The organism is Micromonospora nigra (genome assembly GCF_900091585.1).
In the GTDB taxonomy this organism is placed as follows: domain Bacteria; phylum Actinomycetota; class Actinomycetes; order Mycobacteriales; family Micromonosporaceae; genus Micromonospora; species Micromonospora nigra.
The window spans coordinates 2,690,656-2,715,551 of record NZ_FMHT01000003.1; the positions used below are offsets into that span (position 1 = coordinate 2,690,656).

Sequence of the window (24,896 nt, forward strand, 5' to 3'; positions counted from 1 at the left end):
ACCTGGCGGGACCGAGGTCGAGGATGCTCCAGCCGGTGGGCACGGTCAGGTCCGGGGTACCCGGCAGGGTCGCCGCACGGGTGTCGCGTACGCAGGCCGTCGGGGTGGGTCAGGCCGGCAGCCAGCGCGCCTGCTTCGCGTCGAAGCGGGCCAGCAGTTCGTCGCGCCCGTCACGGTGCAGGCAGTGCAGGCCCGTTCCGTCGGGTACGACCAGCGACTCCATCCGGGGCTGCCCCCGCCCCCACTCCTCGGGCGTCTCGTCGCCCGGTGACCAGCGCAGCACCGCCACCCACTCGTCGGACTCCTCGAACGGGGAGCCGTCGCCGAGCAGCCCGAGCCGGCGGTAGAGCCGGACGGGGGTGTCCCGGCCCGGCCCGGCCCAGGTGTGCACCAGCCCCGCGGCACGGTCGTAGCCGTCGTCCAGGTAGGACGTCAGGTAGCGGTGCGGGATGACCAGTTGCAGGCGCATCGGCGCGTCGGGATCGGGCCCCGGGTCGTCGTCCTCGGCGGGTGCGGGCCGGTGCACCGGCACCCCGTGTGCGGCCGGCTCGGCGTACGCGGCGGCGACCCGGCGACGCTGCTCCTCCTCGGCGGCGTCGGTCAGCACCTGGCGCAGCTCGCCCAACCATTCCCGCAGGGTCAGCACCGCCTCGCCGGGCAGCACCGCCGACAGCGGAGTGTCCGGGTTGAGCAGTAGTTGCCACGAGTCGTCCGGCCAGTGTTCGGTGAGCTGGAGGCTGCTCACCGACACCGCGTCGTGGTCGCCGAGCGCCTGCCGCAGCCGCAGCTCGGAGGTGAACACCGGCAGGGTGGGCCGGCCCTGCGGATCAGGCACGCACCACCAGGGGAACTCGGGATCGGACAGGTCCCGTGAGGGACCGCCGCCGGGCCGGACCGGCAGCACCAGTTCGGTGCGCAGCAGCGCCGCCATCAGGGCGTCCGGGTCCTGGCGGGTCACCGCGTCGCGCAGGTCGCGTTCGGCCTCGACCGTCGCCCCGGCGAGCGTACGCAGGTCGTCGGCGTCGAGCCGGACCCCGATCGGCAGGCCGGCGTCCACGGCCAGCAGGTGGTCGTCGCCGGGCCAGTCGAGCGCCATGTCCGACAGGGTCATCGCGCGCCAGCTGACCGGCTGCCCCGGCAGGCAGGCGACGATCGCCGCCGGGGAGGTGAAGGTGACGACGTGCGTCCGCCCCTCGAAACGGCCGGTGGGCCAGGCGGGTGGGGCCTGGCCGGAGGCCGCCTCGGGAGGCACCGGCACCAGCAGCGGACCGGCGGCCAACTCCCGGAGGAACGTCTCCTGGTCGTCGGCCTCCACAGCCGCCAGCAGCGCGGTCTCGGTGGCGGTCGTCGGACGCCAGGCCGTCACCAGGTGCCGTCCGCACGGACACGGCGGGGCTGGCGGCCCAGCACCAGTACGGTGACGGCCTCGTCGAGGTCACCGCCGAGAAACCACTCGCCGGTGTGGTCGAGCACGAACACCCGGCCCCGTTCGTCGACGGCGAGGATGCCGGTGCCGTCGCCCTCCTCGCCGAGAGGGGCCAGTGCCGTGCCGGTCGCGGCGGCCAGCGCGGCGAGGGTGTGGACGCTGTGCCGGACGAGGAACGGGTCGAGGTGGAAGGCGCTGGGCGCGACCTGCTCGCCCTCGCCCTGCGGGCGCACCCGCAGCCCGCCGAACTCGGCGTACGCCTCGACGGCGGCGGGGACGACGGTGTGCTGGCGGCCATCCGGCGCGGCGAGGGCCGCGAGCCGCAGCGCCCAGTCACGGGCGCGGTCGTCGTCGCGGCGGTCGGGCGTCCACCCGGAGGCGGCGAGCGTCTGCGCGACCAGCGACGGGAAACGGTCGGTCACAGCGTCTCCACCCCGAACCAGTCGAGCAGGGCCGCGCAGGAGCGGCAGGGCGGTTGCACCTCGCCGTGCCGGGGGTCACCGTCCTCCCGGATCCGGGTAACCCGCACCTTGGCCCCCCACAGCAGGGCCCGCGCCCGGGTGGCGGTCAGCGGCGGGCCGTCGGCCTCGGCCGCGTGGAGCCGGTCGGAGAGCAGCACCGTCTCGGCGCACCAGCCCGCGAAGCGTTCCCGCTGGTCGGCCGGCAGCTCGTGGAGGAAGCGCCGGATCACGGGGTGCAGGTCGGGGGCGATGTCCCCACGGATCGAGGTGTGCGTGTGGACGGTGCCGTCGACCAGCAGCGCGCCCGCGGTGAGCGGCAACATCCGAAGCTCCGCCATCCGTCCTCCCGTCCCGGTGTCGGTGCGCCACCGAGCCTATCGGCCGACCACCGCCGGCACTGCCCACAGTCCGCCCCCGGCGGGCTCCCCCACGTCGTCCGGCTGGGATATCGTCGGCGCCAGCCCCCAAACCGCCGTCGCACGGAGCCCGGAGCCATGACGCGCACCCTTCTCGTCTCCCCGGACCAGCCCGGCGCCTACCCCACGATCGGTGACGCGCTCGCGGCGGCCAGCGACGACACCGTCGTCTCGGTGACCCCCGGCACCTACTACGAGGCCCTGTTCGTCAACGACCGTGCGGTCACCGTCGTCGCCGCCCAGGGCGCCGGGACCGTGACCGTCGACGCCTCGTCCGGGGTCTACCCGACGGTGTCCTGCAACTCTGGGCGGCTGGAGCTGCGCGACCTGGTGCTCAAGGCCGGCGACGCGCCGGTGGTGGTTGTCGACCGGGCGACGCTCACCCTGACCGGCTGCGAGCTGAGCGCGGGGTTCGGCGCGGCCGTTCAGGTGGCCGGGCGGTCGGAGTTCACGCTGACCCGCTGCCGGGTGACGGGTGCCCGCTACGGCCTGGTGGTGGAGGATTCCGACGGCACCGTGGAGGGTTGCGAGTTCAGCGATCTCAGCGAGGACGGCATCATCGTGCGGATCGGCGCCGCGCCGACCATCCGCACCAGCACCATCACCCGCTGCGGCAACCGGGGTGTCTACGTCTACCAGTACGGCCGACCGACCATCGAGGCGTGCGACATCTCGCAGACCGGTCACGCCGGCGTCGCGGTGGTGCACCAGAGCGCGCCCGTGCTGCGTCGCTGCCGCATCCGGGACACGCGGGGCCCGGCGGTCTCCTTCGCCCGTGGCTGCTCCGGCACGGTCGAGGAGTGCACCACGGAGAACACGGCGCTGCCGGCGATCGACGTGGCCGAGGGCGCGACGCCCACCGTCGTGACCGGCACGGCCAGCCGGGCGGCCACGTTCGGCGCGGCGGCGGCCCAGGCCGCCCCGCAGCAGGACACCGCCCGGGTCGAGAAGCTGCTGGCCGAACTCGACGCGATGGTCGGTCTGGAGTCGGTGAAGGAGGAGGTCCGCGGCCTCATCGACGAGATCCAGGTCAACGAGTGGCGACGCAGCGCCGGGCTGCCGGTGGGCACGGTCAGCCACCACCTGATCTTCGCGGGGGCGCCCGGCACCGGTAAGACCACGGTGGCCCGCATCTACGGCGAACTGCTGGCGGCACTGGGGGCGTTGCCCGGCGGCGCGTTCCGCGAGGTGTCCCGACGTGACCTGGTCGGCCAGTACCTGGGCCACACGGCGGAGAAGACCGCCGCCGCCTTCGACGCCGCCCGGGGTGGGGTGCTGTTCGTCGACGAGGCGTACACGTTGTCCCGCTCGTTCGGCAGCGGCGGCGACTTCGGCCAGGAGGCCATCGACACGCTGGTCAAGCTCATGGAAGACCACCGCGACGAGGTGGCGGTCATCGCCGCCGGCTACACCGGGGAGATGCTCCAGTTCCTCGACGCCAATCCGGGCCTGGCATCCCGCTTCGCCAAGACAGTCGAGTTCGGCAACTACTCGCCGGAGCAACTGGTGGTGATCGTCGAGCGGATGGCGGCCGGCGACGAGTACCTGCTCGCCGACGGTGTCGCCTTGGTGCTGCTGGCCCACTTCGGCTCGATCGAGCGGGACCAGAACTTCGGCAACGCGCGGGAGGCACGCAAGCTCTTCGAGGGTGTCCGCAAGGCACAGGCGCAGCGACTGCGCCAGTCCGGCCAACGGCCCAGCCTCGACGAGCTGCGCACCGTCACGGTCGGCGACGTCCGCGCCGCGATCGGTCGCTGAGCGGTGCCGGTCACGGGGAAAGGGGACGCGCGGTGACGCATCCCGGGGCGGCACGGCCGGATGAGCCGGGCTGGCAGCAGCACCCAGGTGCACCGCCGACCGCCCGGCCGGGCCGGCAGGCGGCGGGACAGCAGGCCGCGCCGGGCCAACAGGTTGCGCCAGGACAGCAGGCGGCCGGACAGCAGGCCGTAGCGGGCCAGCGGGCGGTGTCTCCGCAGCAGGCGGGCGCGCCGGCACCCGCGCCGACCCTGAGCACCGTGGGGGCGGGGCAGGTCTGGGCCGCGCAGCGCGGGCAGGGTCGGGCCACGGCCGGCACCGCGTACGGCAGCCGGGCGGCGGCCGAGGCCCAGGTTGCCGCAGCCGGGCGGGGCACCGCCGCGACGTCGGCCGCACCGCCCGCGCGACCGGTGGCGGCCACCGCAGCGCAGCCGACCGGCGAGGCGGAGGCCGCGACCGAGGCGGCCACCCCGGTGGTACGCCCGCACCGGCGCGAGCTGCGGGTCGGCGGAGTGCACGTGGCACAACTGGTGGCCTGGCAGTCCGCCGTGGCGGCGGTGCTCGCCGCGTACCCGCACGGGGTACCGCTCACGGTCGCGGTGGCCGCCGGCGCGCTGCTGCTGGTCTCGCCGACGGTGGTGCGGTTCCGGGGGCGTTGGGCCTACCGGTGGCTGAGCGTCTGGTGGGGCTACCGGGGGCGCAGTCGGCAGCTCACCGCGAGCGGCCCGGACACCGCCCTGCACCTGTTGACGCACGTCGAGGGCAGCGTCGAGCTGGACGCGGTCGAGATCGACGACCAACCGGCGGTGCTGCTGACCCACCGGGGCGGCCTGTGCGCCGTGTTCGAGGTCGACCCGACGGAGGGTGCCCTGCTGGTGGGGGCACCGCAGGCGTTGCCCTCCCCGGTGGTGCTGCTGCCGGCCGCCGACCCCAAGGCCCCGCCGATCGTGGTGCAGCTGCTCATCCAGGTCACGCCGGCACCCCGCGCCCGATCGGGTGCCGCTGCCGTGGACCGGGCGTACCGGGAGCTGACGGGCGGAGAGGTGCCGGCGAGCCGGCAGGCCTGGGTGGTGCTCCAGGCCGCGCGTACCCCGGATCTCCATGCCGACCGGGATCTGCGCCCGACCCTGACCGCGGCGATCCGGCGGCTGCGGCGGCAACTGCGCCAGGATCGGGTCACCGCGCGGATGCTCAACCGGGACGAGGTGCTCGCCGCCGTCGCCCACCTCACCCAGCTCGCGGGCGATCCGTCCGGCGCGGGAGACCGGCCGGCGGCCCGGGAGGACTGGCGGATCTGGTCCACCCAGGACACCGCGCAGAGTTGTCACCGGCTGCTGCGCTGGCCGGACCGGGCGTGGGAGGTCGACCCGCTGCTGCGGGGGCTGCCCGCCGCCAGCGCCGTGGTGTCGATCGCCGCGACTCGGGACAGCACCCGTGCCGGCGACGACGAGGTCGCCGTGGAGGTGGCGTTCCGGCTGATCGGCACCGATCCGGCGGCCCTCGACACCGCCGACCGGGCCCTGGACGAGGCGATCCGTCGGCACGGTGGTCGCCTGCAACGACTCGACGGCGAACACGCCCATGGCGTTGCCGCCACCCTGCCGCTCGGAGGGTTCCTGCGGTGAACGGTGCCGCCTTCCCCGGCAGCCGGATGGGGCTGCACGTCACCTCCACCCCGACGGTGGCCGGGTTGCATCTCGTCGCCGGGGGCGGCGGCCTGGTCGTCGGGCGCAACCGGCAGCAGGAGCCCGTCGGGTTGCGGCTGTTCCGGGCCGAGCCCACCCGACTGATGCTCACCGGCGGGGTGCGCTGCGCGGAGCTGCTTGCCTTCCGGGCCCTCGCTCTCGGGGCGCGCCTGTTCATCCAGACGGCCCGTGAGCAGGAGTGGGACGCGGTCCTGCGCCGCTGCGTCATCGGCCGGGAGGTCGCCTCGTTCCTGCCCCCGGGCGTCGCGCCGCCGACCCCGGCGACCCCGACCGAACCGCAGCTCGTGGTCATCGACACCGGGCCGGTGACCGGGCCGGACACGAGCCTCGCCGCGCCGTGGCGGGCCACCCTGGTGGTTCGCGACGAGTTGGCCGGCTGGGACGTGGAGGTGCTGGTGCGCAGCGACATCGTGGTGTTGCAGCGGCTCACCGAGCCGGAGGCCGTGACGGCGGCGACGGCACTCGGGCTGGTCAGCGTGCAGAGCTGGTTCACCCAACTGCACCCGGAGATGGTCGGCCTGATCACCAGGGGCAAGGTGCAGTGGGTGACGCTCAGCATGACACCGACCGAGCGCCAGCTGATCGGGCCTGTGGCACGGGGGCAGTGACCGGACCCTGGCGTTCCGGCTCGCCGGCGTCGCGGTGGGCGTGAGGGTCGCGGTCGCCGCGTCCGTCCGTCCGTCCGTCCGTCCGTCGAGTGTCGACGACGGGTTTCTGCCCCCGCGACGGTTCGGTACGTCCGAAGTGTCGTGCAACCGAGGCGCAGCGCCCGAGGACGCAAGCTGGCCGGCTGAGATTCCCGCCAGGTGGTGGCAGGGGTGACTGGTCGCCGGGTCGCCGACCGCTCGGCCGGTGACCCGGCCGGTGAGCTGGTCCGCCGGACGCAAGGAATCGCGATTCCCGCAACATCCGAGAATGCAAGATCGCTTTTTCGCAGTTCATTTTTCATATCGCGAAACACAGGACGCGCATACATGTACGTCAATGCAGCGTTAGGATCCTCGCAATGTCAGGACGCTCTCTGCGGGGCAACCACCTCGCGGGGGCCACCCACAGTAGGAGGACTGGGAGATGACACTCCCCCGTGCTCGTCGGCGACGGATCGCGACCGTCGCCGTACTCGCCACCGCCGCCCTGGTCACCACCATGGCCGGCGCCCCGGCGACGGCAGCCCCGGCCACCGGGCACATCCTGAACGCCAACGGACCCAACGCCGTACCCGAGAGCTACATCGTGGTGCTGAAGGACAGCGCCGTCGGCGGTCGCGCCGGCACCCGCCAGGCCAACGTGGACGACACCGCCGTCAGCCTGGCCAAGCAGTTCGGTGCCCGCGTCGGCCACGTCTACGGCGCGGCGCTCAACGGGTTCGAGGCGAAGCTGTCGGAGCAGGCCGCCAAGCGGCTCGCGGCCCACCCCTCGGTCGCCTACGTCGAGCAGAACGCCACCGTGTCCCTCGCCGCCACCCAGACCAACCCGCCGTGGGGGCTGGACCGCATCGACCAGCCCAAACTCCCGCTGAGCAATACCTACAGCTACACCAGCACCGGCAGCGGCACCGTCGTCTACGTCATCGACACCGGAATCCGGACCACCCACGTCGACTTCGGCGGTCGGGCGATCCACGGTTACGACGCCGTCGACGGCTCGCTGCCCGCGACCGACTGCAACGGCCACGGCACCCACGTCGCCGGCACGGTCGGCGGCAAGACGTACGGGGTGGCCAAGGGCGTGCGGCTCGTCGGCGTACGGGTGCTCAACTGCGCCGGCAGCGGCACCTGGGCCCAGGTCATCGCCGGCATCAACTGGGTGACCGCGAACCACGGTACCGGCCAGCCCGCGGTGGCCAACATGAGCCTCGGCGGCGGCAACAACGCCGCGCTGAACACGGCCGTCGCGAACTCCATCGCCGACGGGATCTCCTACGCGGTGGCCGCCGGCAACTCCAACCAGAACGCCTGCAACTTCTCGCCGGCCTCGGTTCCGACCGCCATCACGGTCGGCGCGACGCAGAGCAACGACTACCGGGCCAGCTTCTCCAACTACGGCTCCTGCCTGGACCTGTTCGCCCCCGGCGTGGGCGTGCTGTCCGCCTGGCACACCAGCGACACCGCCACCAACTCGATCAGCGGCACCTCGATGGCCTCGCCGCACGTGGCCGGTGCCGCCGCCCGGGTGCTCCAGAACAACCCGTCCTGGCCCCCCGCGCAGGTCAGCTCCTACCTGAACAGCACCGCCACGCCCAACGTCGTCATCAACCCCGGACCGGGCTCGCCGAACCGTCTGCTCTACCTGGCGCCCTCGTTCTGATCCCATCGACCCGGGTCGCCCCGGCCCCGAGGGCACATTCCTCGGGACCGGGGCGTCCCCCGCTCCGCACCGGTTGGTCCGGCGCGTGACCGGCGACCAGACCGTCGCGTCGGGCCGCGACGACAACCGGCCCGGACGACGTCCGGCCACGACCACAACCGGCCCGGACCACGTCCGGCCACGACGACACCGCTCGCGCCGCGACACGGCGGTGTCAGTGCCGGCCCGCCTCCCACATCCCGCGCGTCATCTCGTATTCGACCTCACCCTGCTCCGTCCCCGGCAGCGGGTCGTCCCAGGCCGGGAAGTACGTCCTGACGTGCCGCATCCCGACGGCCCGCAACACGCCCCGGGAACCGGTGTTCACGGCCATGGTCTGCGCGATCACCCGGCGCTGCCCCACCGTGTCGAAGGCGTGTCGCAGCAGCACCCTGGACGCTTCGCTGGCCAGCCCTCGACGCCAGTACCGGCGGACGAGCCGGTAGCCCAGTTCGGCGACGGTCGGGTCGTCGGGCTGGTCGGGACCGTGCGCCGGGGGGAGCATCATCAACCCGACGAACTCGCCCTCCTCCTCGCGGGTCGGCGGGGTCGAGCCGGGGACCGCGCCGCCGGTGCCGAACGCCATCCAGTAACCCAGCCCGTCGACCCTGCCCGCCAGGGCGATCCGCTGCGCGTGGGACGCGAGAACCTCGTCGCGGGAACGTGCCCGACCCCAGATGAAGCGGAGCACCTCCGGATCGGCGTCGAGCGCAATCTCCAGGTCCAGATGCCGGTCGGCGAGGGGCACCAGGAGCAGCCGGTCGGTGGTGAGCACGGGTTGGGGCACCCGGCGATGCTCGCACGCCGCTGCTCCTCGCGGTCGACACGGTGCGCCGGGCCGACGACGGGGACGGGGCCGTCCGGTTGGCGAGCCTCGCCGGCCATCTGCCGGTGTCCGGCCCGGCCGTGCTGCTGGGCCACGACCTTTCCGCCCCCGACCTCGAACGTTGGACACCGTGGACCGCCCGGGGCCGGGTGGCCGGCGGCACGCTGGCCGTCGAGGAGGCACCCGCCCGCACCGCTGGCACCGCCGCTCAGCCTGGCAACGGTTGACCCGTCAGCGGCGGCCCGCCCGGGAGTGCCGCCACGCCCTCGACGCCGACACTGCTGCTCGGCAGCCAGGAACACGGGTCGCGGGCCGGTAGTCGGGCCCGACGGCACCTGGTCGGCCGCGCGCTGCGTCGGCTCCACGCCACCGGGGCCGCCGAGGCGACCACCGGTGCCCGAGACGCGGCCTACGCGAGCTTGGCGACGGTGAGCAGCACCGCGGCGTCCTCGATCGCCGCCAGGGAGTGTCGGGCGTCCGGTACGACGAGCACGTCGCCGGTTGCGCCTTCCCAGGCCGAGTCTCGGGTGGCCAGGCGGACCCGCCCGTGCAGGACGTGGACGGTGGCCTCGCCCGGGTTCTCGTGCTCGTCCAGCCCCGCACCGGCACGCAGGGCGATGAGTGTCTGCCGCAGGGTGTGCGTCTGCCCGCCGACGACGGTCTGGGCGCTGCGACCACTGGACGACGCTCGCGCCTTCTCCAGATGCTCGACGGTGAGGATGGCCAGCGACGACTTCTGCACTGCACGGCTCCTTCGGGTGTCGGGCGGCTCGCCACGATCGTACGGTCGGCTGTGCCGCTCAGCGGTCGGCTTCGGTGCGCTCGACGGTCAGCGTGGAGACCCCGGCGGTCGCGTCGATGTCGTAGCGGTCGGTCGCCGACGCCCACTGCGGCGGGGTGATCACCGTGCCGCCGGCCACGCCGGACCGGGTGGCCCCGTCGACGGTGACCGAGCCGGCTCCACCACCGACGCGTACCTGCACCGGCGCGTCACCGGCAAGGCGGACGACGACCTGACTCGCCCCGCCGCCGAGCACGGTGCGTTGCGTCCCCTCCGGCGGTGGCAGGGTCAGCTCGATCCGGTTGGCCCCGGCGGTGAACTCGATGTCACCGACCCGGGCGTTGCGCAGGTCGAGGTGTTGTTCCTTGGCTCCGCCGTTGAGCCGTACGTTCCAGCGAACCGACTCGCCCAGCACCACCTCCACGACGGCCGGGCCGTCGCGCCCGGTGCCGCGCAGATTGGTCAGCAGGCTGCCATCGGTCAGGGAGACCGCCGGGCGGACGCTGGCGTCGCGCGGGGTGGACACCCGGTATGCGTCGTCACCCAGGTCGGCGGTGCGCAGCCGGATCACGTCAGCACCGTCGAGCAGAACGAAGGTGGCCTCGCGCAGGTCGTCGACGGCACCGGTGACGACGTGCCCGGAACGGCCGTCGTCCCTGGTCGTCACCCACGTCCAGCCGGCGACCAGCACCACCACCACGACCAGCAGGGCCGCGCCGAGCAACCACCACAACCGTCGCCCGCCAAGCGTCTGAGCGTTCTCCACGTCGCCTCCGCATCTCGGTGACCGCCACGGGGCTACTACCCACAACACGTGTCGCCGACTCAGGTGGGGCAGCCGGAGCCGCCCTCTTGACCGGACGGTCAACTGCCCCCTAGGCTCAGTTGACCGATCAGTCAACTCCGGAGGTCCTCGCACATGCCGTCCGACACCCGGGACCGGCTCGTCCGTGTCGCCCGCGACCTCATCCACGGCTCCTCGTACGCAGAGGTCAGTGTGGAGGACATCTGCGCCGCCGCCGACGTACGACGAGGCAGCCTCTACCACTTCTTCGCCTCGAAGGAGGCGCTCGGCCTGGCCGTGCTGGAGGCCAACTGGGCGATGATGCGGGCCCTGCTCGACGAGGCCTTCGACGCCGAGATCCCACCACTGGACCGCATCGACCGCTTCGTCGCGGGCTTCGCCGCCATGATGGCCAGGGCCCGCAACGAAATGCCCACGACACCCGGCTGCCCGCTGGGCAACCTGACGGCGGAGCTGTCCACCGCCGACGCCGCCACCCGCACCCGGATCACCGAGATCCTCGACTCCTGGGCGCGCTACTTCTCCGACGCGGTCCGGGAGGCGCAGGTTCGCGGCGACCTGCCCGGCGCGATCGACCCCCGGACCGCCGCGCTCGGCATCCTCGCCCACCTACAGGGGATGGCGCTGCTCGCCAAGGCGTACGACCAGCCACGGCTGGTCGAGCAGTCCCGCGCCGCGGTCCGGGCCCTCCTGGGCGCCTGAGCGTCACCGCCCTCGACCAGCCTCGCCACACCCCGCCAGTTGACCGAACAGTCAAGTTCCCGGAGGTTCCCGTGACCCGGACCGAGATTCCCGTGACCCGGACCGAGATTCCCGTGACCCAGACGGAGGTTCCCATGACCCAGACCCACGCCGAGGCCGGCCGGCGGTACCGCTTCGACACCTTCCGCACCGCGCTGCTCCTCGACGACCTCACCTTCGGCCCGGACGCGCCCGGACCCGGCGACCCCGTACCCGCCTTCGACCTGCCTGTCGTCGGCGGCGGCCGGGTGCGCAGCGACGACCTCGGCCCCCACCCCGTGCTGCTCGTCTTCGGCTCCCGCACCTGCCCCGTCACCGAGAGCGCCGGCCCGGTGCTGCGCAGCCTGCACGCCGAGTACGGCGACCGGGTGCGGTTCGTGCTGGTGAACACCCGGGAGGCCCATCCCGGCGACACCATCGGCCAGCCCCGCACCCCGGCCGAGAAGTGGCGGCACGCCGAGAACCTGCGCCGGCACCACCGGCTGCCGTTCGAGGTGGCGACCGACGACATCGACGGCACCCTGCACCGCGCCGTCAGTCCCAAACCGAACTCCGCGTACCTGCTCGACCCCGACGGCGTGATCCGCTTCCGGGCACACTGGGCCAACGACGAGCGCGGCCTACGTGCCGCGCTGGCCGATCTGACGGCGGGCCGGCGGCCGAGGCGCGGGCGCAGCCGGGCCATGGTCGGGCCGCTGCTGCGCGCGGTCGGCCACCTGCCCGGCGTGGTCCGTGCCGCCGGAGCCAAGGTGGAGCGCGACGTCTGGCTCGCCGCGCCCCCGCTCGCCCTGCTCGGGCGACTCTCCGTCCTGTTCGGCCGGCTACCTCACGACCGGCGCGGCAGCGCCGCCGCGATCGCCCTCGGTGTCGTCGGGGTGCTGACGCTCGCCCTGGCGCTCACGGCGACAAGGTGAGATCAGCGGAAGGCGGAATGGCCGGTCAGCACCTGCCCGATGATCAGCTGGTGCACCTCGGAGGTGCCCTCGTAGGTGAGCACGCTCTCGAGGTTCGCCGAGTGCCGCATGATCGGGTAGTCGAGGGTGATCCCGGCCGCGCCGAGGATGGACCGGCACTCGCGGGCGATGGCGATGGCCTCCCGCACGCTGTTGAGCTTGCCCAGGCTGACCTGCCGGTGATCGAGGGTGCCCGCGTCCTTCAACGCGGCGAGTTGCAACGCCAGCAGCATCCCCTTGCCCAGCTCCAACCCCATGTCCGCGATCTTGAGTTGGGTGGCCTGGTAGGCGGCGAGTGGCCGGTCGAAGATCTGGCGACTGCGCGCGTACCCGATCGTCGTGTCCAGACAGTCGTGGGCCGCGCCCAGCGCCCCGAACACGATGCCGAAGCGGGCCTCGTTGAGGCACGACAGCGGGCCGGACAGGCCGGCGGCCTCCGGCAACATCGCGTCGGCGGGCAGCCGCACGTCGTCGAGGACGAGTTCCGAGGTCACCGAGGCGCGCAGGGAGAGCTTGCGGGTGATCTCCGGGGCGGTGAAGCCGGGGGTGCCCGCGGGGACGACGAAGCCACGGATGCCCTCGTCGGTGCGGGCCCACACCACGGCGACGTCGGCGACGGAACCGTTGGTGATCCACATCTTGGTGCCGTTCAGCACCCAGTCGCCCCCGTCGCGGCGGGCGCTGGTGCGCATGCCGGCCGGGTCGGAACCGAAATCCGGTTCGGTCAGGCCGAAGCAGCCGATCGTCTCGCCCGCGGCCATCCGGGGCAGCCACTGCTGCTTCTGTTCCTCGGAGCCGAATCGCCAGATGGCGTACATGGCCAGCGACCCCTGCACCGAGACCAGGGAGCGCAGCCCCGAGTCGCCCGCCTCCAGCTCGAAACAGGCCAGGCCGTACGCGACCGCGGAGGTGCCCGCGCAGCCGTAGCCCTCCAGGTGCATGCCGAGCACGCCGAGCTCACCGAGTTCGAGGGCCAACTCCCGGGCGGGCAGGTGACCCTGCTCGTACCAGGTGGCGATGTGTGGGCGGATCCGCCGGTCGACGAAGCCGCGGACGGCGGCCTGGAGTTCGCGGGTGTCGTCGTCGACGAGCGCGTCGACGCCGAAGTACGCGAGGGTGGGCGCGGGGGCGGGCAGGGTCACGATTCGTTTCCTTCCGGGGCTTCCAGGTGCGCGATCACGCCACGCGCCACGGCGACGGCCATCGCGTCCAGCGCGTCGTGGGTCATCGCCGCCATGTGCGGGGTGGCGAAGACCCGAGCATGGTGCAGCAGCGGGTCTTCGGGGTCCGGCGGTTCGGGGTGGAAGACGTCCACCGCGTAGCCCCCGAGCTGACCGGCGTCGAGCGCGGCGAGCACGGCCGCGCTGTCCACGACACCGGCCCGCGCCGTGTTCACCAGGAGGGCGCCGGGTCGCATCCGGGCGAGGTTGGCGGCGCCGACGAGCCCGGCGGTCTGCGCGGTCTGGGGCACGTGCAGGCTCACCACGTCGGCGTCGCGCAGGAGTTGGTCGAGGTCGACCAGGCGTACGCCCTCGGGTGGGGTGGTGACGGCGACGTCGTACCCGATGACCGTCATACCCAGGCCCCGGGCGCGGGCGGCGACGCCTCGGCCGATCGCACCGAGCCCCACCAGGCCCAGGGTACGACCGGCCAGCATGGTCCCGGTCAGCCCGGCCGCGACGACCGCGGACGGCAGCGACCGACCGGCTGCGAAGGCACCCTGCCGCAACGACGCCGTGGCCAGCGGTGCCTGCCGGGCGAGGGTGAGGGCGGCCAGGATGACGAACTCGGCCACGGATTCGGCGTTGGCGCCGGGCGTGCCGACCACCCGGATGCCCAGGCGCTCGGCCGCCGCCAGGTCGATGCCGTCCAGCCCGGCGCCGTGCCGGCCGACGACCTTGAGCCGCCGGGCGGCTTCGAGCATGCCGGCCGTCACCGGTGAGGAGCGCACCACGAGGGCGTCCGCGGTGGGGAGCGGGCCGGCGGCCAGTGCTCCCGGGTCCGTGGCGTGGGCGACGTGCACCTCGCCGACGCCGCGCAGCAACTCCATGCCGGCCGCCGCGATGGGCTCGGTGAGCAGGATCTTCGGTCTCATGTCCGTCCTCACCAGCCGGTGTAGCAGGTCACCGGCACGCAGTAGAAGTCGCGCGCGTAGGTGCCCTGTTCGCGTGGGCCGTGGTTGGAGGCACCGCTGCCGCCGAAGGGCAGGTGCAGTTCCGTCCCGGCGGTGGGCAGGTTGACCGTCACGATGCCGGCGCGGGCGTCCCGCTTGAACCGTTCGGCTGCCGACAGTGACGTCGTCACGATCCCGGCGGACAACCCGTAGCGGGTGTCGTTGGCGACGCCGATGGACTCTTCCAGGTCGTCGACCCGGATCACACAGGACACCGGGCCGAAGATCTCCTCCCGGGCCAGCCGCATGTCGTTGCGCGCGTCGGCGAAGAGGGTGGGCCGCATGAACTGGCCCTCGTCGGGCCGGTGCGCCCCACCGGCCACCACGGTCGCGCCCTCGTCCAGCCCGATCCGGACGTAGTCGAGGTTCTGGGCCAACTGCTCCGGGCTGACCACGGGCCCCACCTCGCTGAGCGGGTCGAGCGGGTCCCCGACCCGCAGCGCGTCGGCCGCCGCGGCCAGCGCCTCGACGAACCGGTCGTGGATGCCCGCCTGCACGATCAGCCGGCTCGACGCGGTGCAGCGCTGGCCGCTGCTGAAGAAGCTGCCGTCCAGGGCGCAACGCACCGCCACCTCCAGGTCGGCGTCGTCGAGCACCACGAGCGGGTTCTTGCCGCCCATCTCCAGTTGGAACCGCTTGTTGCCGTGGGCGAGGCACTGCTGCGCGACGTGGGTTCCGGTGCGGGTGCTCCCGGTGAAGGAGATGCCGTCGATCCCGGTCGAGGTCAGCAGTTCCTCGCCGACCACGCCACCTGCCCCCATGACGAGGTTGAAGACGCCGGGCGGCAGCCCGGACCCGGCGATGATGCGGGCGAGTTCCCCGGCCGAGGCGGTGACCAGTTCGGCCGGCTTGAGCACGACCGCGTTGCCGTAGGCGAGCGCGGGCGCGATCTTCCACGCCGGTATCGCCAGCGGGTAGTTCCACGGCGTGATGACGCCGACGACGCCCAGCGGCCTGCGCCGTACCTCGGCGTGCACCCCCTGGCGGGTGGACGAGTAGACCTCGCCCTGCGGTTGCAGGAGCTGGTGGGCGTAGTACCGGAAGGTCTGACCGGCCCGGGTGACCTCCCCCCGCGCCTCGCTGAGCAGCTTGCCCTCCTCCCGAGAGAGCAGGACGGCGAGTTCCTCGGTACGTCGCAGGATGGCGGCACCGATGTGGTCCAGGATCTCCATCCGGTCCCCGACGGGCCGGTTCGCCCAGCCGGGCTGGGCGGAGCGGGCGGCCTCGATCGCCGCGCGCACCGTTTCCCGACCGGCGTGGGCGTACTCGCTGACGACCTCGCCGGGGCGCGCGGGGTTGACGTTCGGCCGCCGTTCCCCGTCGACCCACTGCCCGTCGACGAGATTGCGGTGGTACGGCACCGGCGTCACGTCCGACCACCGGCTGCGGCGACGACCGGCTGGTCCTGCGGACCGGGGCCCTCGGGGAAGTGGCAGGCGACCTGGTGGCCGGTACCGGCCGAGGCCAGCGGCGGCTCCTGCACCGCACAGATGTCCTGCGCCTTCCAGCACCGGGTACGGAACCGGCACCCGCTGGGCGGGCTGAGCGGGCTCGGCACGTCTCCGGTGAGGATGAGCCGCCTGCGCTCGGTCTCGACCAGTGGATCGGGGATCGGCACCGCCGACAGCAGTGCCTTCGTGTAGGGGTGCTGCGGCTGGCGGTACATGTCCTCGCACTCGCCGACCTCCACGACGGTGCCCAGGTACATGACGGCGATGCGGTCGCAGAGGTGGCGTACGACGGCCAGGTCGTGCGCGATGAACATCATCGTCAGGCCCAGGTCCTCCTGCAACTGCGCGAGCAGGTTGACGATCTGCGCCTGCACCGAGACGTCCAGCGCGGACACCGGCTCGTCGGCGACGATGAACTCCGGGTTGCTGACCAGGGCCCGCGCGATGCCCACCCGCTGGCGCTGGCCGCCGGAGAACTCGTGTGGATAGCGGTCGTGCCACCGGGCGCTGAGCCCGACCATCTGCATGGTTTCGAGTGCCTTGTTCCGGCGCCCGGCTGCGGACAGGTCCGAGTGGACCAGCAGCGGCTCCTCGATCAGTTCGCCGATCGACATGCGCGGGTTCAGCGAGGCGAACGGATCCTGGAAGATCATCTGCATCCGGCGGCGCATCGCCCGCATCCGGCCCCGGCCCAGCGTGGTCAGTTCGGTGCCGTCGAAGGTCACCGTTCCGCTGCTGGGCTTGATGAGCTGGAGGATCGCGCGCCCGGTGGTGGACTTGCCGCAGCCGGATTCGCCCACCACCCCGATGATCTCGCCGCGTCGGATGTCGAGGTCCACTCCGGACACGGCGCGCAGCCGGGCCGACCGGAGCGAACCCGGCACCGGCACCTTGAAGTCGACCGCCAGGTCGCGCACCCGCAGCAGGGACTGGTCCGGTGTGGTGGCAGGGGCTTGGGACATCAGCTCTCCTCCGTCGCAAGGTCGGCGTGCCGGTCCTGGACGGTGAGCCATCCGCCCTGGTCGGTGGGGCGCATGCCCCAGCACCGGGTCAGCTGGCCCCGCGTCGGCGTCTCGCAGGTGGAGATCAACTGGGGGGCACTGTCCTGGCAGGTGGTGCGGGCGTGTACGCAGCGGGGGGCGAACCGGCACCCGTCCGGCAGCTCCGACAGTTCCGGCGGGCGGCCGGCGATGGGCCGCAGCCGGCCGCCACGGACGAGGTCGAGCCGGGGCACCGAACCCAGCAGCCCCCAGGTGTAGGGCATCTGCGGGCGGTGGAACAGGTCGACCGTCTCGGCCCGCTCGACGATCTGGCCGGCGTACATCACGTTGACGCGTTCCGCCATGCCCGCGACGACCCCGAGGTCGTGGGTGATGAACAGGACGGCGGTCCGGGTCTGCTGGGCCAGATCGCGGAGCAGCTCCAGGATCTGCGCCTGGATGGTGACGTCGAGCGCGGTGGTGATCTCGTCGGCGAGGATCAGCCGGGGGTTGCAGGAGAGCGCCATCGCGATCATCACGCGTTGCCGCATGCCCCCGGAGAGCTGGTGCGGATAGGAGCCCAGGCGGGTCTCCGCCGCCGGGATGCGCACCATGTCCAGCAGCTCGATCGCCCGTGCCCGGGCGGCCCGGCGGTTCATCCCGAGGTGCATCCGCAGGGCCTCGGTGAGCTGCCTGCCCACGGTCAGCACCGGATTCAGCGAGGTCATCGGGTCCTGGAAGATCATCGCGATGCCCTTGCCGCGTACGGCCCGCAGCTCGCGGGGCCGCAGGCGCAGCAGGTCCCGGCCCTCGAAGAGCACCTGCCCGCCGGTCACCTGCCCGGCCGGCGGAACGATCAGGCCCATGATGGACTGCGCCGTGGCGGACTTGCCACAGCCGGACTCTCCCACCAGCGCGACCATCTCGCCCGCGTCGACGGTGAAGGAGACACCGTCCACAGCGGTCACCGAACCGCGCGCAGCGCGGAATTCGGTACGCAGGTCCCGCACCTCCAACAGAGCCATCGATCCTCCTCAAGCTAGACTGCCGACCGCCGCCATTCGTCAACCGGGAGTGTTGCACAGACGATGTTCGTCGTCTAGGCTCCCGTCAGCGACGAATTCCGTCATCTAGGAGTTGGAGCAAGATGGCTTCGAAGAGCTCGATCGAAAAAGATCGCAGCATCATCCGGGAACTCGTCAAGGACCCGAGGCAGACAAATGTCGCGCTGGCGGCAAAGGTCGGCCTTTCCGAAGGTTCCGTCCGGCGACGGATGGAACGGCTCATCACCGAAGGGCAGTTGCAGTTCGCTGCGATCCCCAGCGCCGCCTTCATGGGGCGGCCGGTGCACACACTCTTCGAGATCCAGAGCGCGCCCGGAGCCACGGAGCAGCTCATCGACAAGCTCGCCGGCATGCCGGAGATCTCGTACGTGTACCACGTGACCGGGCAGTTCGACATCATCGCCGTCGGCTACTTCGCCTCCAGCAACGCCATGCGCCAGTTCTGGACCGAGCGGCTCGGTCACCTCGACGGGGTGATGGAGAGCCGGTCGGTCATGGTGCTGCGGGTCGCCAAGCGCGCGCACGAGTGGGCGCGCGACATCGCCGTCACCGGTGACGAGGATCCCGCCTGGGAGGCGGACCGCGAACTCGGCGTACTCGGCTCCACAACCTGATCGGACCGGGAGAGACAAGCAATGCTGCGCATCACGCTGACCCGCCTGTTATCCGTTGTTCCGGTCCTGCTCGGGATCTCGGTGATCTCGTTCCTGGTGATCCGCATGATCCCCGGCGACGTGATCAGCTCGATCATGGGCCAGGACTTCGGCGACCCCGCGATCGAAGCGGAGATGCGCCGCTACTTCGGGCTCGACGTGCCCGTGTACGAGCAGTTCGTCCGGTGGTTCGGTGCCCTCCTCCAGGGTGACCTCGGCACCTCGATGCGGACCGGGCAGCCGGTGCTCGAAGAGATCATGCAGCGCTTCCCCGCCACCCTGCTGCTCGCGGTGTCGGCGCTGCTGGTCTCGATCCTCATCTCGATCCCGCTCGGCGTGCTCAGCGCCACCAAGCGCAACGGTCTGCTCGACGCGAGCACCCGGGTCGCCTCGCTGATCGGGCTGTCCCTGCCCAACTTCTGGCTGGGCATCCTGCTGGTGTACGTCTTCTCGGTCTCGCTGGGCTGGCTGCCGTCACAGGGCGCGGGGGAGGGTGAGGGCTTCGTGGGAAGCCTGAAGTACCTCGTCCTCCCCTCGGTGACCCTCGGCGCCAGCCTGGCGGCGATCAGCATGCGGATGACCCGGTCGAGCATGCTGGAGGTGCTCAACCAGGACTACGTGCGCACCGCCCGCGCCAAGGGGCTGGGTGAACGCGCCGTCATGGTCCGCCACGCGCTGCGCAACTCGCTGATCCCGGTGGTGACCGTCCTGGGCATCCAGGCGGGTGCGCTGCTGGGCGGCACCGTCATCGTGGAGCAGGTCTTCGCGTGGCCGGGGCTCGGCACGATGGTCATCCGCGGGATCAGCCAGCGCGACTACCCGGTCGTCCAGGGCACTCTGCTCTTCCTGGCCCTCTTCTACGTCGTCGTCAACTTCCTCGTCGACCTCATCTACACCTACCTGGATCCGAGGCTGCGCAGTGGTCACTGAAAACGTCTCCAGCCCTCCTCGTCCCGAGCAGTCGGCCCCCTCCACCGCGACGGGACGTCGTGGCCTCCAACTCCTGCGGCTGATGGTGCGGGACCGGGTCGGCGCGATCGGCCTGGTCATCGTGCTGCTCATGACCGCCGCCGCGGCGCTCGCCCCGCTCATCGCCCCCTACGACCCGACCGCGATGTCCAGCCAGCGACTCGCCCCGCCCGGCGGCGACTTCCTGCTCGGCGCCGACGAGGCCGGCCGCGACCTGCTCAGCCGGGCGCTGTACGGCGCACGCACCTCGTTGACCGTCAGCCTGATCGTGGTGACCTGCGCCGGGGCCATCGGCGTCCTGCTGGGGCTGCTCGCCGGCTTCTTCCGGGGGGCGATCGACGCGGTCATCACCCCGGCCACCGACATCATGTTCTCGTTCCCCACCCTGCTGCTGGCCCTCGCGGTGGTGGCCGCCCGCGGTCCCGGCACGGAGAACCTGATCCTGGCCCTGGTCATCGTCTTCATCCCCAGCTTCGCCCGGATCGTGCGCGGCACCGCCCTGTCGGTACGCAGGGAGCCGTACGTGGAGTCCGGTCGGGCGGTCGGGCTGAGCAACACCCGGCTCATCCTCAAGTACATCCTGCCCAACTCGGTCGCCCCGATCGCGGTGCAGTTCACCACGAGCCTCGCCTACGCGATCCTGATCGAGGCGTCCCTGGGCTACCTCGGCCTCGGCGTGCAGCCGCCACAGCCGTCCTGGGGCTCGATGCTCTCCAGCGGCAAGTCCTTCATGGAGATCTCGATCTGGCCGTCGGTCGTGCCCGGGGTCTGCATCATGATCGCCGTCCTCGGTTTCAACCTGTTGGGTGACACCCTCCGCGACGTTCTGGACCCGCGGCTGCGGGGCAGATCCGATCGCTGACCCGCAAGGAGCACACGCACGTGGAATCCATCGACGACCATCTGGTTCGCCGGCTCACCGGGTGGTCCTCGGGCCAGCCCCTGCCCGAGGAGACCTCCCCGGACGTCGACGTCGACCCCGGGCTGTTGCTGGACTATCTCGACGCCCAGATCCAGAGCCGGCACCTCGACCTCGCGTTGCGGTGGTTGCAGTCCCGGCGGGAGGGCTTCTACACGATCGGGTCCAGTGGTCACGAGAGCAACGCCGCCGTCGCGCTGGCGCTGCGCGCGACCGATCCGGCCCTGCTGCACTACCGCTCCGGGGGCTTCTACGCGGCGCGGGCCGGCCAGGTCGCCGGGTCCACCCCGATCGCGGACGTGCTCCACTCCGCAGCCGCGTCCCGGCTCGACCCGATCTCCGGTGGCCGGCACAAGGTCTTCGGCCACCCGGCCCTGAACATCATTCCGCAGACCTCGACGATCGCCTCGCACCTGCCCCGGGCGATGGGCCTGGCGTTCGCGCTCGACCGCGGCACCACCGACACCGGTTACCCGGCCGACGCGGTGGTGGTGTGCAGTTTCGGCGACGCGTCGGCCAACCACTCCACGGCGGCCGGCGCGCTCAACGCCGTCGGCTACACCGCCCACCAGGGAATCCCGATGCCGCTGCTGTTCGTCTGTGAGGACAACGGCATCGGGATCAGCACCCGCTCCCCGCGCGGCTGGGTCCGGCGGATGCTGTCGACCCTGCCCGGCATCGACTACGTGTACGCCGCCGGCACGGATCCCGCCGGCCTGCTCGCCACGGCGACCGACGTCGCGCGGCAGGTGCGTACCCGACGTCGGCCCGCCGTGCTGCACCTGAGCACCGTACGGTTCATGGGGCATGCCGGCTCCGACGCGGAGTTGGCCTACCGGACGCGGGCGGAGATCGTCGCCGACCATGCCCGCGACCCGATCCTGGCGACGGCGGCCCTGCTCGCGCGGCGCCGGATCCTGAGCCCGGCCGAGACCCTCGCCCGCTACGAGCACGCCCGCAAGCTGGTCATGGACCAGGCCGAGCTGCTGCCGGGCCGGGTCGAGCGGCTGGACAGCGCGGCGGCGGTGACCGCTCCGTTGACCGTGCGCCGGGTGGACCGGGTCAGCTCCTCGGCGTGCCGCGCCGGCTCCGGCCGGGAGCGGGCGTTCGCCGGGAAGCTCCCCGAGTCACGCGGGCCCCTCACCCTGGCCCAGTCGATCAATGCCGCCCTGCACGACGCGATGCTCACCTGGCCGCAGTCCCAGGTCTTCGGCGAGGACGTGGCCCGCAAGGGCGGCGTCTACGGCGTGACCCGGGGGCTGCGGAAGGTCTTCGGCGCCAACCGGGTCTTCGACACCCTCCTCGACGAGCAGACCATCCTCGGGGTGGCGCTCGGTGGGGCACTGGCCGGCACGCTGCCGATCCCGGAGATCCAGTACCTGGCGTACCTGCACAACGCCGAGGACCAGCTCCGCGGTGAGGCCGGGTCGCTGCGCTTCTTCTCCGCCGGGCAGTACGCCAACGGCATGGTCGTGCGGATCGCCGGTCTGGCCTACCAGCAGGGGTTCGGCGGGCACTTCCACAACGACAACTCGGTGGCGGTGCTGCGGGACATCCCCGGCCTGGCCCTGGCCGTCGCCTCGCACCCGGCCACCGCCCCGGCTCTGCTGCGGCAGTGCCTCGCCCTGGCCGAGCAGGAGGGTCGGGTCTGCGTCTTCCTGGAGCCGATCGCCCTCTACCACCGTCGTGACCTGCACGCCGAGGGCGACGGCGGCTGGCTCGCCCCGTACCCGGCGCCGGCGGACTGGTCGACGGCGGAGAACCCCCTGGGCGAGGTGCGGACGGTACGCCAGGGCACCGACCTGGCGATGGTGACCTTCGGCAACGGCGTGCCGATGAGCCTACGGGTGGCCGGGACCCTCGCTCGGGAACGCCAGGTCAGCGCCCGGGTCGTCGACCTGCAGTGGCTCGCGCCGCTGCCGGCCGCGAGCCTGCGCGCCGCCCTGCACGGGATCAGCCGGGTCCTCGTCGTGGACGAGACCCGCACCAGCGGCGGCATCTCCGAGGCGGTGGTGGCCGCCCTGGTCGACGCCGGCTTCGCCGGCCGGATCGCCCGGGTCAACAGCGTCGACAGCTACATTCCGCTGGGCCCGGCCGCCGACCAGGTGCTGCTGCGCGAGGACGACGTGCTGACGGCGGCCCGTTCGCTGCTCGACTGAGTACGCGAGAAGGGGCCCTTCCCACCCCGGTGGGAAGGGCCCCTTCTGCTGCCCGTCGATCCGAGCGCTGTCCCCGCCCGATCCGAGCGCTGCCCCGCCCGATCCCGAGCGCTGCCCCCGCCCCGGTTGGCCGCTGTCCACCCCGACGCCGGAACGGCGGCGGCCCAACCGTGGTCCGGGTGGGCCGCCGCCGTCGCGGGTCGGTGGGTCAGTACCCCAGGTCGGGCTGACGCTTCGTACCGGCCAACGGCTCACCGGCCAGGTAACGGTCGAGGTTGGCGCAGAAGTCGGCGTAGAGCCGTTGCAGGTTGCCGGAGCCACGGAACGACGTGTGCGGGGTGACCGTCGTGCGGGGCAGGCCCCACAACCGGTGCTCCGGGGGCAGGGGTTCCTGCTCGAACACGTCGAGCACGGCAGCGGCGATCCGGCCCTGCCGCATGGCGTCGACGAGCGCGTCCTCGACGATCAGCGCACCCCGTCCGACGTTGACCAGGATCCCGGTCTCCCGCATGGCCGCGAAGTGCCCGGCGTCGAAGAAGTACCGGTTCTCGGCCGTCAGGGGCATGGCCAGCACCACGGAGTCGGCCTCGGGCAGCAATGCGAGGTGGTCGGCGAACGGGACCACCCGGTCGAACCCCTCGACGGGCGTACCGGCCCGGTTGACCCCGATCACGGTGACGCCCAGTCCCCGGGCCCGCCAGGCCACCTCGCGCCCGATCCCGCCGGTGCCGAAGACCAGCATGGTGCTGCCGACGAGGTCCCGGGCGACGACCGACGACCATTCCCGGCGCTCCTGCGCCTCGTGCAGCGCGGGAAACGCCCGCGAGTGCAGGAGCACCGCGCCGATGACGTACTCGGCGATCGGCACGTTGTACGAGTTGGCGGAACGGGTGTAGACCAAGCCCTCGTCGAGGCGACGCCGCATGATGTCGCCGCCCACCCAGTCGAAGCCGGCGGCGGTGATCTGCACCCAGCGCAGCCGGTCACACTTGCTCAGCAGCGCGTCGAACGTCTCCTCGTTCATCGCGCTGCGCAGGATGACCTCGGCGTCGAGATACTCCTCGCGGACCGGCTCGTCATCCGGCACGGGCGTGAACCGGCACTGCGGATAGCGCTCGCGCAGCTGCGGCAGCAGCCCGGCCAGGTTCGGGGTGATCAGGACGTGCGGTCCTGCGGCGGCGACGGTCATGACGATTCCTGCGCACGCTTCCGTTCGTTGTACGTCACGCCGCCCTTGGCCCAGTTGTCGTACGACACCTCGTACAGCAGGACGTGGGTGTTCTCGCGCGGCGAGCCGTACTTGACCAGCACATCGGTCAGCTCGGCGATGATCGCGTTCTTGGTCTCCTGATCGCGCTTGCCGATCTCGGCCCTGATGATCGCCATGTTCCTCAGTTCTCCTCAGCTGTTGTTGCCGCCCCGGCGAAGTCGGGGTTGCGGGAGTATTCCGACTTCACCGCCAGGTAGGCGAAGGCGTGCGTGACACCGGTCCGCAGGACGCCGTCGAAGACCTCCCGGGCCTTGTCCACGTCGCCCTGGTAGTAGTGCCAGTTGCCGAGACCGTAACCCTGCGTGACGGTCTTGAGCTTGTTGCCGTCACACGTCGCCCACAGCTGCTCCGGGGTGATCTGCCCGGTGTAGAGCTGCATGCGACCCTCGTATCCGACCAGGTGGTCCTCCTCGACGAGGGTGATCTGGCGGAACCGGTCGAGCACCTGCTCGGCCTCCGCCGGCCGGCCGAGCCGGCGCAGCGCCATGTACTGCCAGTCCTGCGACGCCACGGTGCCCTCCTGGTGCCGCGAGGACTTCTCGGCCGCGCGGAAGCTGGGCAGGCAGCCCTCGAAGTCACCGAGCAGGTACTGGGCCACGCCGAGGTGGTACCAGACGGAGGTGTGCAGCGTCGTGTTGTACCGGCCGAGCGCCTCCGGGTCCTCGGCGGCCCGGGTGTCGGTGAGGTGCTGCGGCCGTACCCGCTCGGGCCGACCGAGGATGAGGCTGACGACGTCCTTCTCCACCTCGGGCTGGTACATCTCGTACTCGTCCTCGACGCCGGGCAGTTGGTCGGCGGCGGTTCGCAGATCCTCGACGGCCCCGGTGTAGTCGCCGATCGAGATCCGCCGGTGCCCGCGGAAGCGCAGCAGGCGCGGGCTGTTCGGCTCCAGTTCGAGCGCCTCGGTGAGCAGGGCGACGGACTCTTCGTGCTTGTTGAGATAGCCCTTGAGCCGGGCGGCGATGATGTAGCGGTCGGTCAGCGGTACGGACGTCATGGGGCTGCCTTTCGTCACAGCGGTGGCGGAGGGGGCGCCGGAATC

25 protein-coding genes are annotated in these 24,896 nt (G+C 72.2%); 11 read left to right on the plus strand and 14 right to left on the minus strand.

Going from position 1 to position 24,896, the window contains the following annotated elements; all coding sequences use genetic code 11:
* Window positions 1–109 precede the first annotated feature (109 nt).
* The 3 genes from GA0070616_RS11440 to GA0070616_RS11450 are packed head-to-tail and all read right to left on the minus strand — an operon-like array spanning window position 110 to window position 2,225.
* The gene (locus GA0070616_RS11440) at window positions 110–1,369 is read right to left on the minus strand and encodes an SseB family protein (RefSeq protein WP_091080648.1); all 1,260 of its coding nucleotides are present in this window, start codon (window positions 1,367–1,369) and stop codon (window positions 110–112) included.
* On the minus strand, window positions 1,363–1,848 hold the full coding sequence (locus tag GA0070616_RS11445) for an SUKH-3 domain-containing protein (protein ID WP_091080651.1): 486 nt from the start codon (window positions 1,846–1,848) through the stop codon (window positions 1,363–1,365). Before GA0070616_RS11445 ends, GA0070616_RS11440 begins: the two co-directional genes overlap by 7 nt.
* A complete protein-coding gene (locus tag GA0070616_RS11450) occupies window positions 1,845–2,225 on the minus strand; it encodes a YwqJ-related putative deaminase (RefSeq protein WP_091080653.1) in 381 nt (126 codons plus the stop codon). The genes GA0070616_RS11445 and GA0070616_RS11450 overlap by 4 nt, the downstream gene beginning before the upstream one ends.
* Before the next feature lie 156 nt (window positions 2,226–2,381).
* Here GA0070616_RS11450 and GA0070616_RS11455 point away from each other — a divergent pair, with 156 nt between their 5' ends.
* From GA0070616_RS11455 to GA0070616_RS11470, 4 genes are all read left to right on the plus strand, one after another.
* Entirely contained in the window at window positions 2,382–4,061 is a 1,680-nt protein-coding gene (locus GA0070616_RS11455; protein WP_091080656.1) for a right-handed parallel beta-helix repeat-containing protein, read from the plus strand.
* A 206-nt stretch (window positions 4,062–4,267) separates the two neighbouring features.
* Window positions 4,268–5,683, plus strand: coding sequence for a type VII secretion protein EccE (gene eccE / locus GA0070616_RS11460; protein ID WP_091080660.1), 1,416 nt, complete (start codon window positions 4,268–4,270; stop codon window positions 5,681–5,683).
* Window positions 5,680–6,372, plus strand: coding sequence for a hypothetical protein (locus GA0070616_RS11465; RefSeq protein WP_091080663.1), 693 nt, complete (start codon window positions 5,680–5,682; stop codon window positions 6,370–6,372). Before eccE ends, GA0070616_RS11465 begins: the two co-directional genes overlap by 4 nt.
* A gap of 463 nt (window positions 6,373–6,835) precedes the next feature.
* A complete protein-coding gene (locus tag GA0070616_RS11470) occupies window positions 6,836–8,071 on the plus strand; it encodes a S8 family peptidase (RefSeq protein WP_091080666.1) in 1,236 nt (411 codons plus the stop codon).
* Between the two features lie 214 nt (window positions 8,072–8,285).
* On the opposite strand, the gene GA0070616_RS11475 is transcribed toward GA0070616_RS11470, so the two are convergent.
* Window positions 8,286–8,897: a GNAT family N-acetyltransferase gene (locus GA0070616_RS11475; protein ID WP_091080670.1), complete on the minus strand. Its 612-nt coding sequence runs from the start codon at window positions 8,895–8,897 to the stop codon at window positions 8,286–8,288.
* 41 nt (window positions 8,898–8,938) lie between these two features.
* On the opposite strand from GA0070616_RS11475, the gene GA0070616_RS11480 reads away from it, so the two are divergent.
* Window positions 8,939–9,163: a hypothetical protein gene (locus GA0070616_RS11480; protein WP_091080674.1), complete on the plus strand. Its 225-nt coding sequence runs from the start codon at window positions 8,939–8,941 to the stop codon at window positions 9,161–9,163.
* Window positions 9,164–9,345: 182 nt separating this feature from the next.
* Here the strand turns inward: GA0070616_RS11480 and GA0070616_RS11485 are convergent, their stop codons facing one another.
* A complete protein-coding gene (locus GA0070616_RS11485) occupies window positions 9,346–9,678 on the minus strand; it encodes a cupin domain-containing protein (RefSeq protein ID WP_091080678.1) in 333 nt (110 codons plus the stop codon).
* Between the two features lie 58 nt (window positions 9,679–9,736).
* Entirely contained in the window at window positions 9,737–10,483 is a 747-nt protein-coding gene (locus GA0070616_RS11490; RefSeq protein WP_139128879.1) for a hypothetical protein, read from the minus strand.
* Between the two features lie 153 nt (window positions 10,484–10,636).
* On the opposite strand from GA0070616_RS11490, the gene GA0070616_RS11495 reads away from it, so the two are divergent.
* Both GA0070616_RS11495 and GA0070616_RS11500 read left to right on the plus strand, forming a co-directional pair.
* Window positions 10,637–11,224: a TetR/AcrR family transcriptional regulator gene (locus GA0070616_RS11495; protein WP_091080685.1), complete on the plus strand. Its 588-nt coding sequence runs from the start codon at window positions 10,637–10,639 to the stop codon at window positions 11,222–11,224.
* 134 nt (window positions 11,225–11,358) lie between these two features.
* Window positions 11,359–12,177 carry a TlpA family protein disulfide reductase gene (locus GA0070616_RS11500; RefSeq protein WP_139128880.1) on the plus strand — a complete coding sequence of 273 codons (819 nt, stop codon included), beginning with the start codon at window positions 11,359–11,361 and terminating at the stop codon, window positions 12,175–12,177.
* Between the two features lie 2 nt (window positions 12,178–12,179).
* Here GA0070616_RS11500 and GA0070616_RS11505 read toward each other — a convergent pair whose 3' ends face one another.
* Genes GA0070616_RS11505 through GA0070616_RS11525 form a run of 5 tightly spaced genes read right to left on the minus strand, consistent with a single transcriptional unit; the run spans window position 12,180 to window position 17,845 of the window.
* On the minus strand, window positions 12,180–13,358 hold the full coding sequence (locus tag GA0070616_RS11505; protein WP_091080692.1) for an acyl-CoA dehydrogenase family protein: 1,179 nt from the start codon (window positions 13,356–13,358) through the stop codon (window positions 12,180–12,182).
* Window positions 13,355–14,311, minus strand: coding sequence for an NAD(P)-dependent oxidoreductase (locus tag GA0070616_RS11510; RefSeq protein WP_091080696.1), 957 nt, complete (start codon window positions 14,309–14,311; stop codon window positions 13,355–13,357). Before GA0070616_RS11510 ends, GA0070616_RS11505 begins: the two co-directional genes overlap by 4 nt.
* An 8-nt stretch (window positions 14,312–14,319) precedes the next feature.
* Complete coding sequence (locus tag GA0070616_RS11515) at window positions 14,320–15,759, minus strand: aldehyde dehydrogenase family protein (RefSeq protein WP_217628186.1); 1,440 nt, start codon at window positions 15,757–15,759, stop codon at window positions 14,320–14,322.
* A complete protein-coding gene (locus tag GA0070616_RS11520; protein WP_091080700.1) occupies window positions 15,756–16,802 on the minus strand; it encodes an ABC transporter ATP-binding protein in 1,047 nt (348 codons plus the stop codon). Before GA0070616_RS11520 ends, GA0070616_RS11515 begins: the two co-directional genes overlap by 4 nt.
* Complete coding sequence (locus GA0070616_RS11525) at window positions 16,802–17,845, minus strand: ABC transporter ATP-binding protein (protein WP_091080704.1); 1,044 nt, start codon at window positions 17,843–17,845, stop codon at window positions 16,802–16,804. The genes GA0070616_RS11520 and GA0070616_RS11525 overlap by 1 nt, the downstream gene beginning before the upstream one ends.
* A gap of 122 nt (window positions 17,846–17,967) precedes the next feature.
* Between GA0070616_RS11525 and GA0070616_RS11530 the strand changes: the two genes are divergently transcribed.
* From GA0070616_RS11530 to GA0070616_RS11545, 4 genes are all read left to right on the plus strand, one after another.
* The gene (locus tag GA0070616_RS11530) at window positions 17,968–18,498 is read left to right on the plus strand and encodes an Lrp/AsnC family transcriptional regulator (RefSeq protein WP_091080707.1); all 531 of its coding nucleotides are present in this window, start codon (window positions 17,968–17,970) and stop codon (window positions 18,496–18,498) included.
* A 21-nt stretch (window positions 18,499–18,519) separates the two neighbouring features.
* A complete protein-coding gene (gene nikB, locus GA0070616_RS11535; protein WP_175440048.1) occupies window positions 18,520–19,467 on the plus strand; it encodes a nickel ABC transporter permease in 948 nt (315 codons plus the stop codon).
* The gene (locus GA0070616_RS11540) at window positions 19,457–20,368 is read left to right on the plus strand and encodes an ABC transporter permease (protein ID WP_245712730.1); all 912 of its coding nucleotides are present in this window, start codon (window positions 19,457–19,459) and stop codon (window positions 20,366–20,368) included. Before nikB ends, GA0070616_RS11540 begins: the two co-directional genes overlap by 11 nt.
* Window positions 20,369–20,448: 80 nt before the next feature.
* Complete coding sequence (locus GA0070616_RS11545) at window positions 20,449–22,584, plus strand: thiamine pyrophosphate-dependent enzyme (protein WP_245712958.1); 2,136 nt, start codon at window positions 20,449–20,451, stop codon at window positions 22,582–22,584.
* Window positions 22,585–22,792: 208 nt separating this feature from the next.
* Here the strand turns inward: GA0070616_RS11545 and GA0070616_RS11550 are convergent, their stop codons facing one another.
* Genes GA0070616_RS11550 through GA0070616_RS11560 form a run of 3 tightly spaced genes read right to left on the minus strand, consistent with a single transcriptional unit; the run spans window position 22,793 to window position 24,851 of the window.
* Window positions 22,793–23,773, minus strand: coding sequence for a D-2-hydroxyacid dehydrogenase (locus tag GA0070616_RS11550; protein ID WP_091080718.1), 981 nt, complete (start codon window positions 23,771–23,773; stop codon window positions 22,793–22,795).
* On the minus strand, window positions 23,770–23,970 hold the full coding sequence (locus tag GA0070616_RS11555; RefSeq protein ID WP_091080723.1) for a tautomerase family protein: 201 nt from the start codon (window positions 23,968–23,970) through the stop codon (window positions 23,770–23,772). The genes GA0070616_RS11550 and GA0070616_RS11555 overlap by 4 nt, the downstream gene beginning before the upstream one ends.
* 5 nt (window positions 23,971–23,975) lie before the next feature.
* On the minus strand, window positions 23,976–24,851 hold the full coding sequence (locus GA0070616_RS11560) for a tetratricopeptide repeat protein (protein ID WP_091080727.1): 876 nt from the start codon (window positions 24,849–24,851) through the stop codon (window positions 23,976–23,978).
* Window positions 24,852–24,896: the final 45 nt, after the last annotated feature.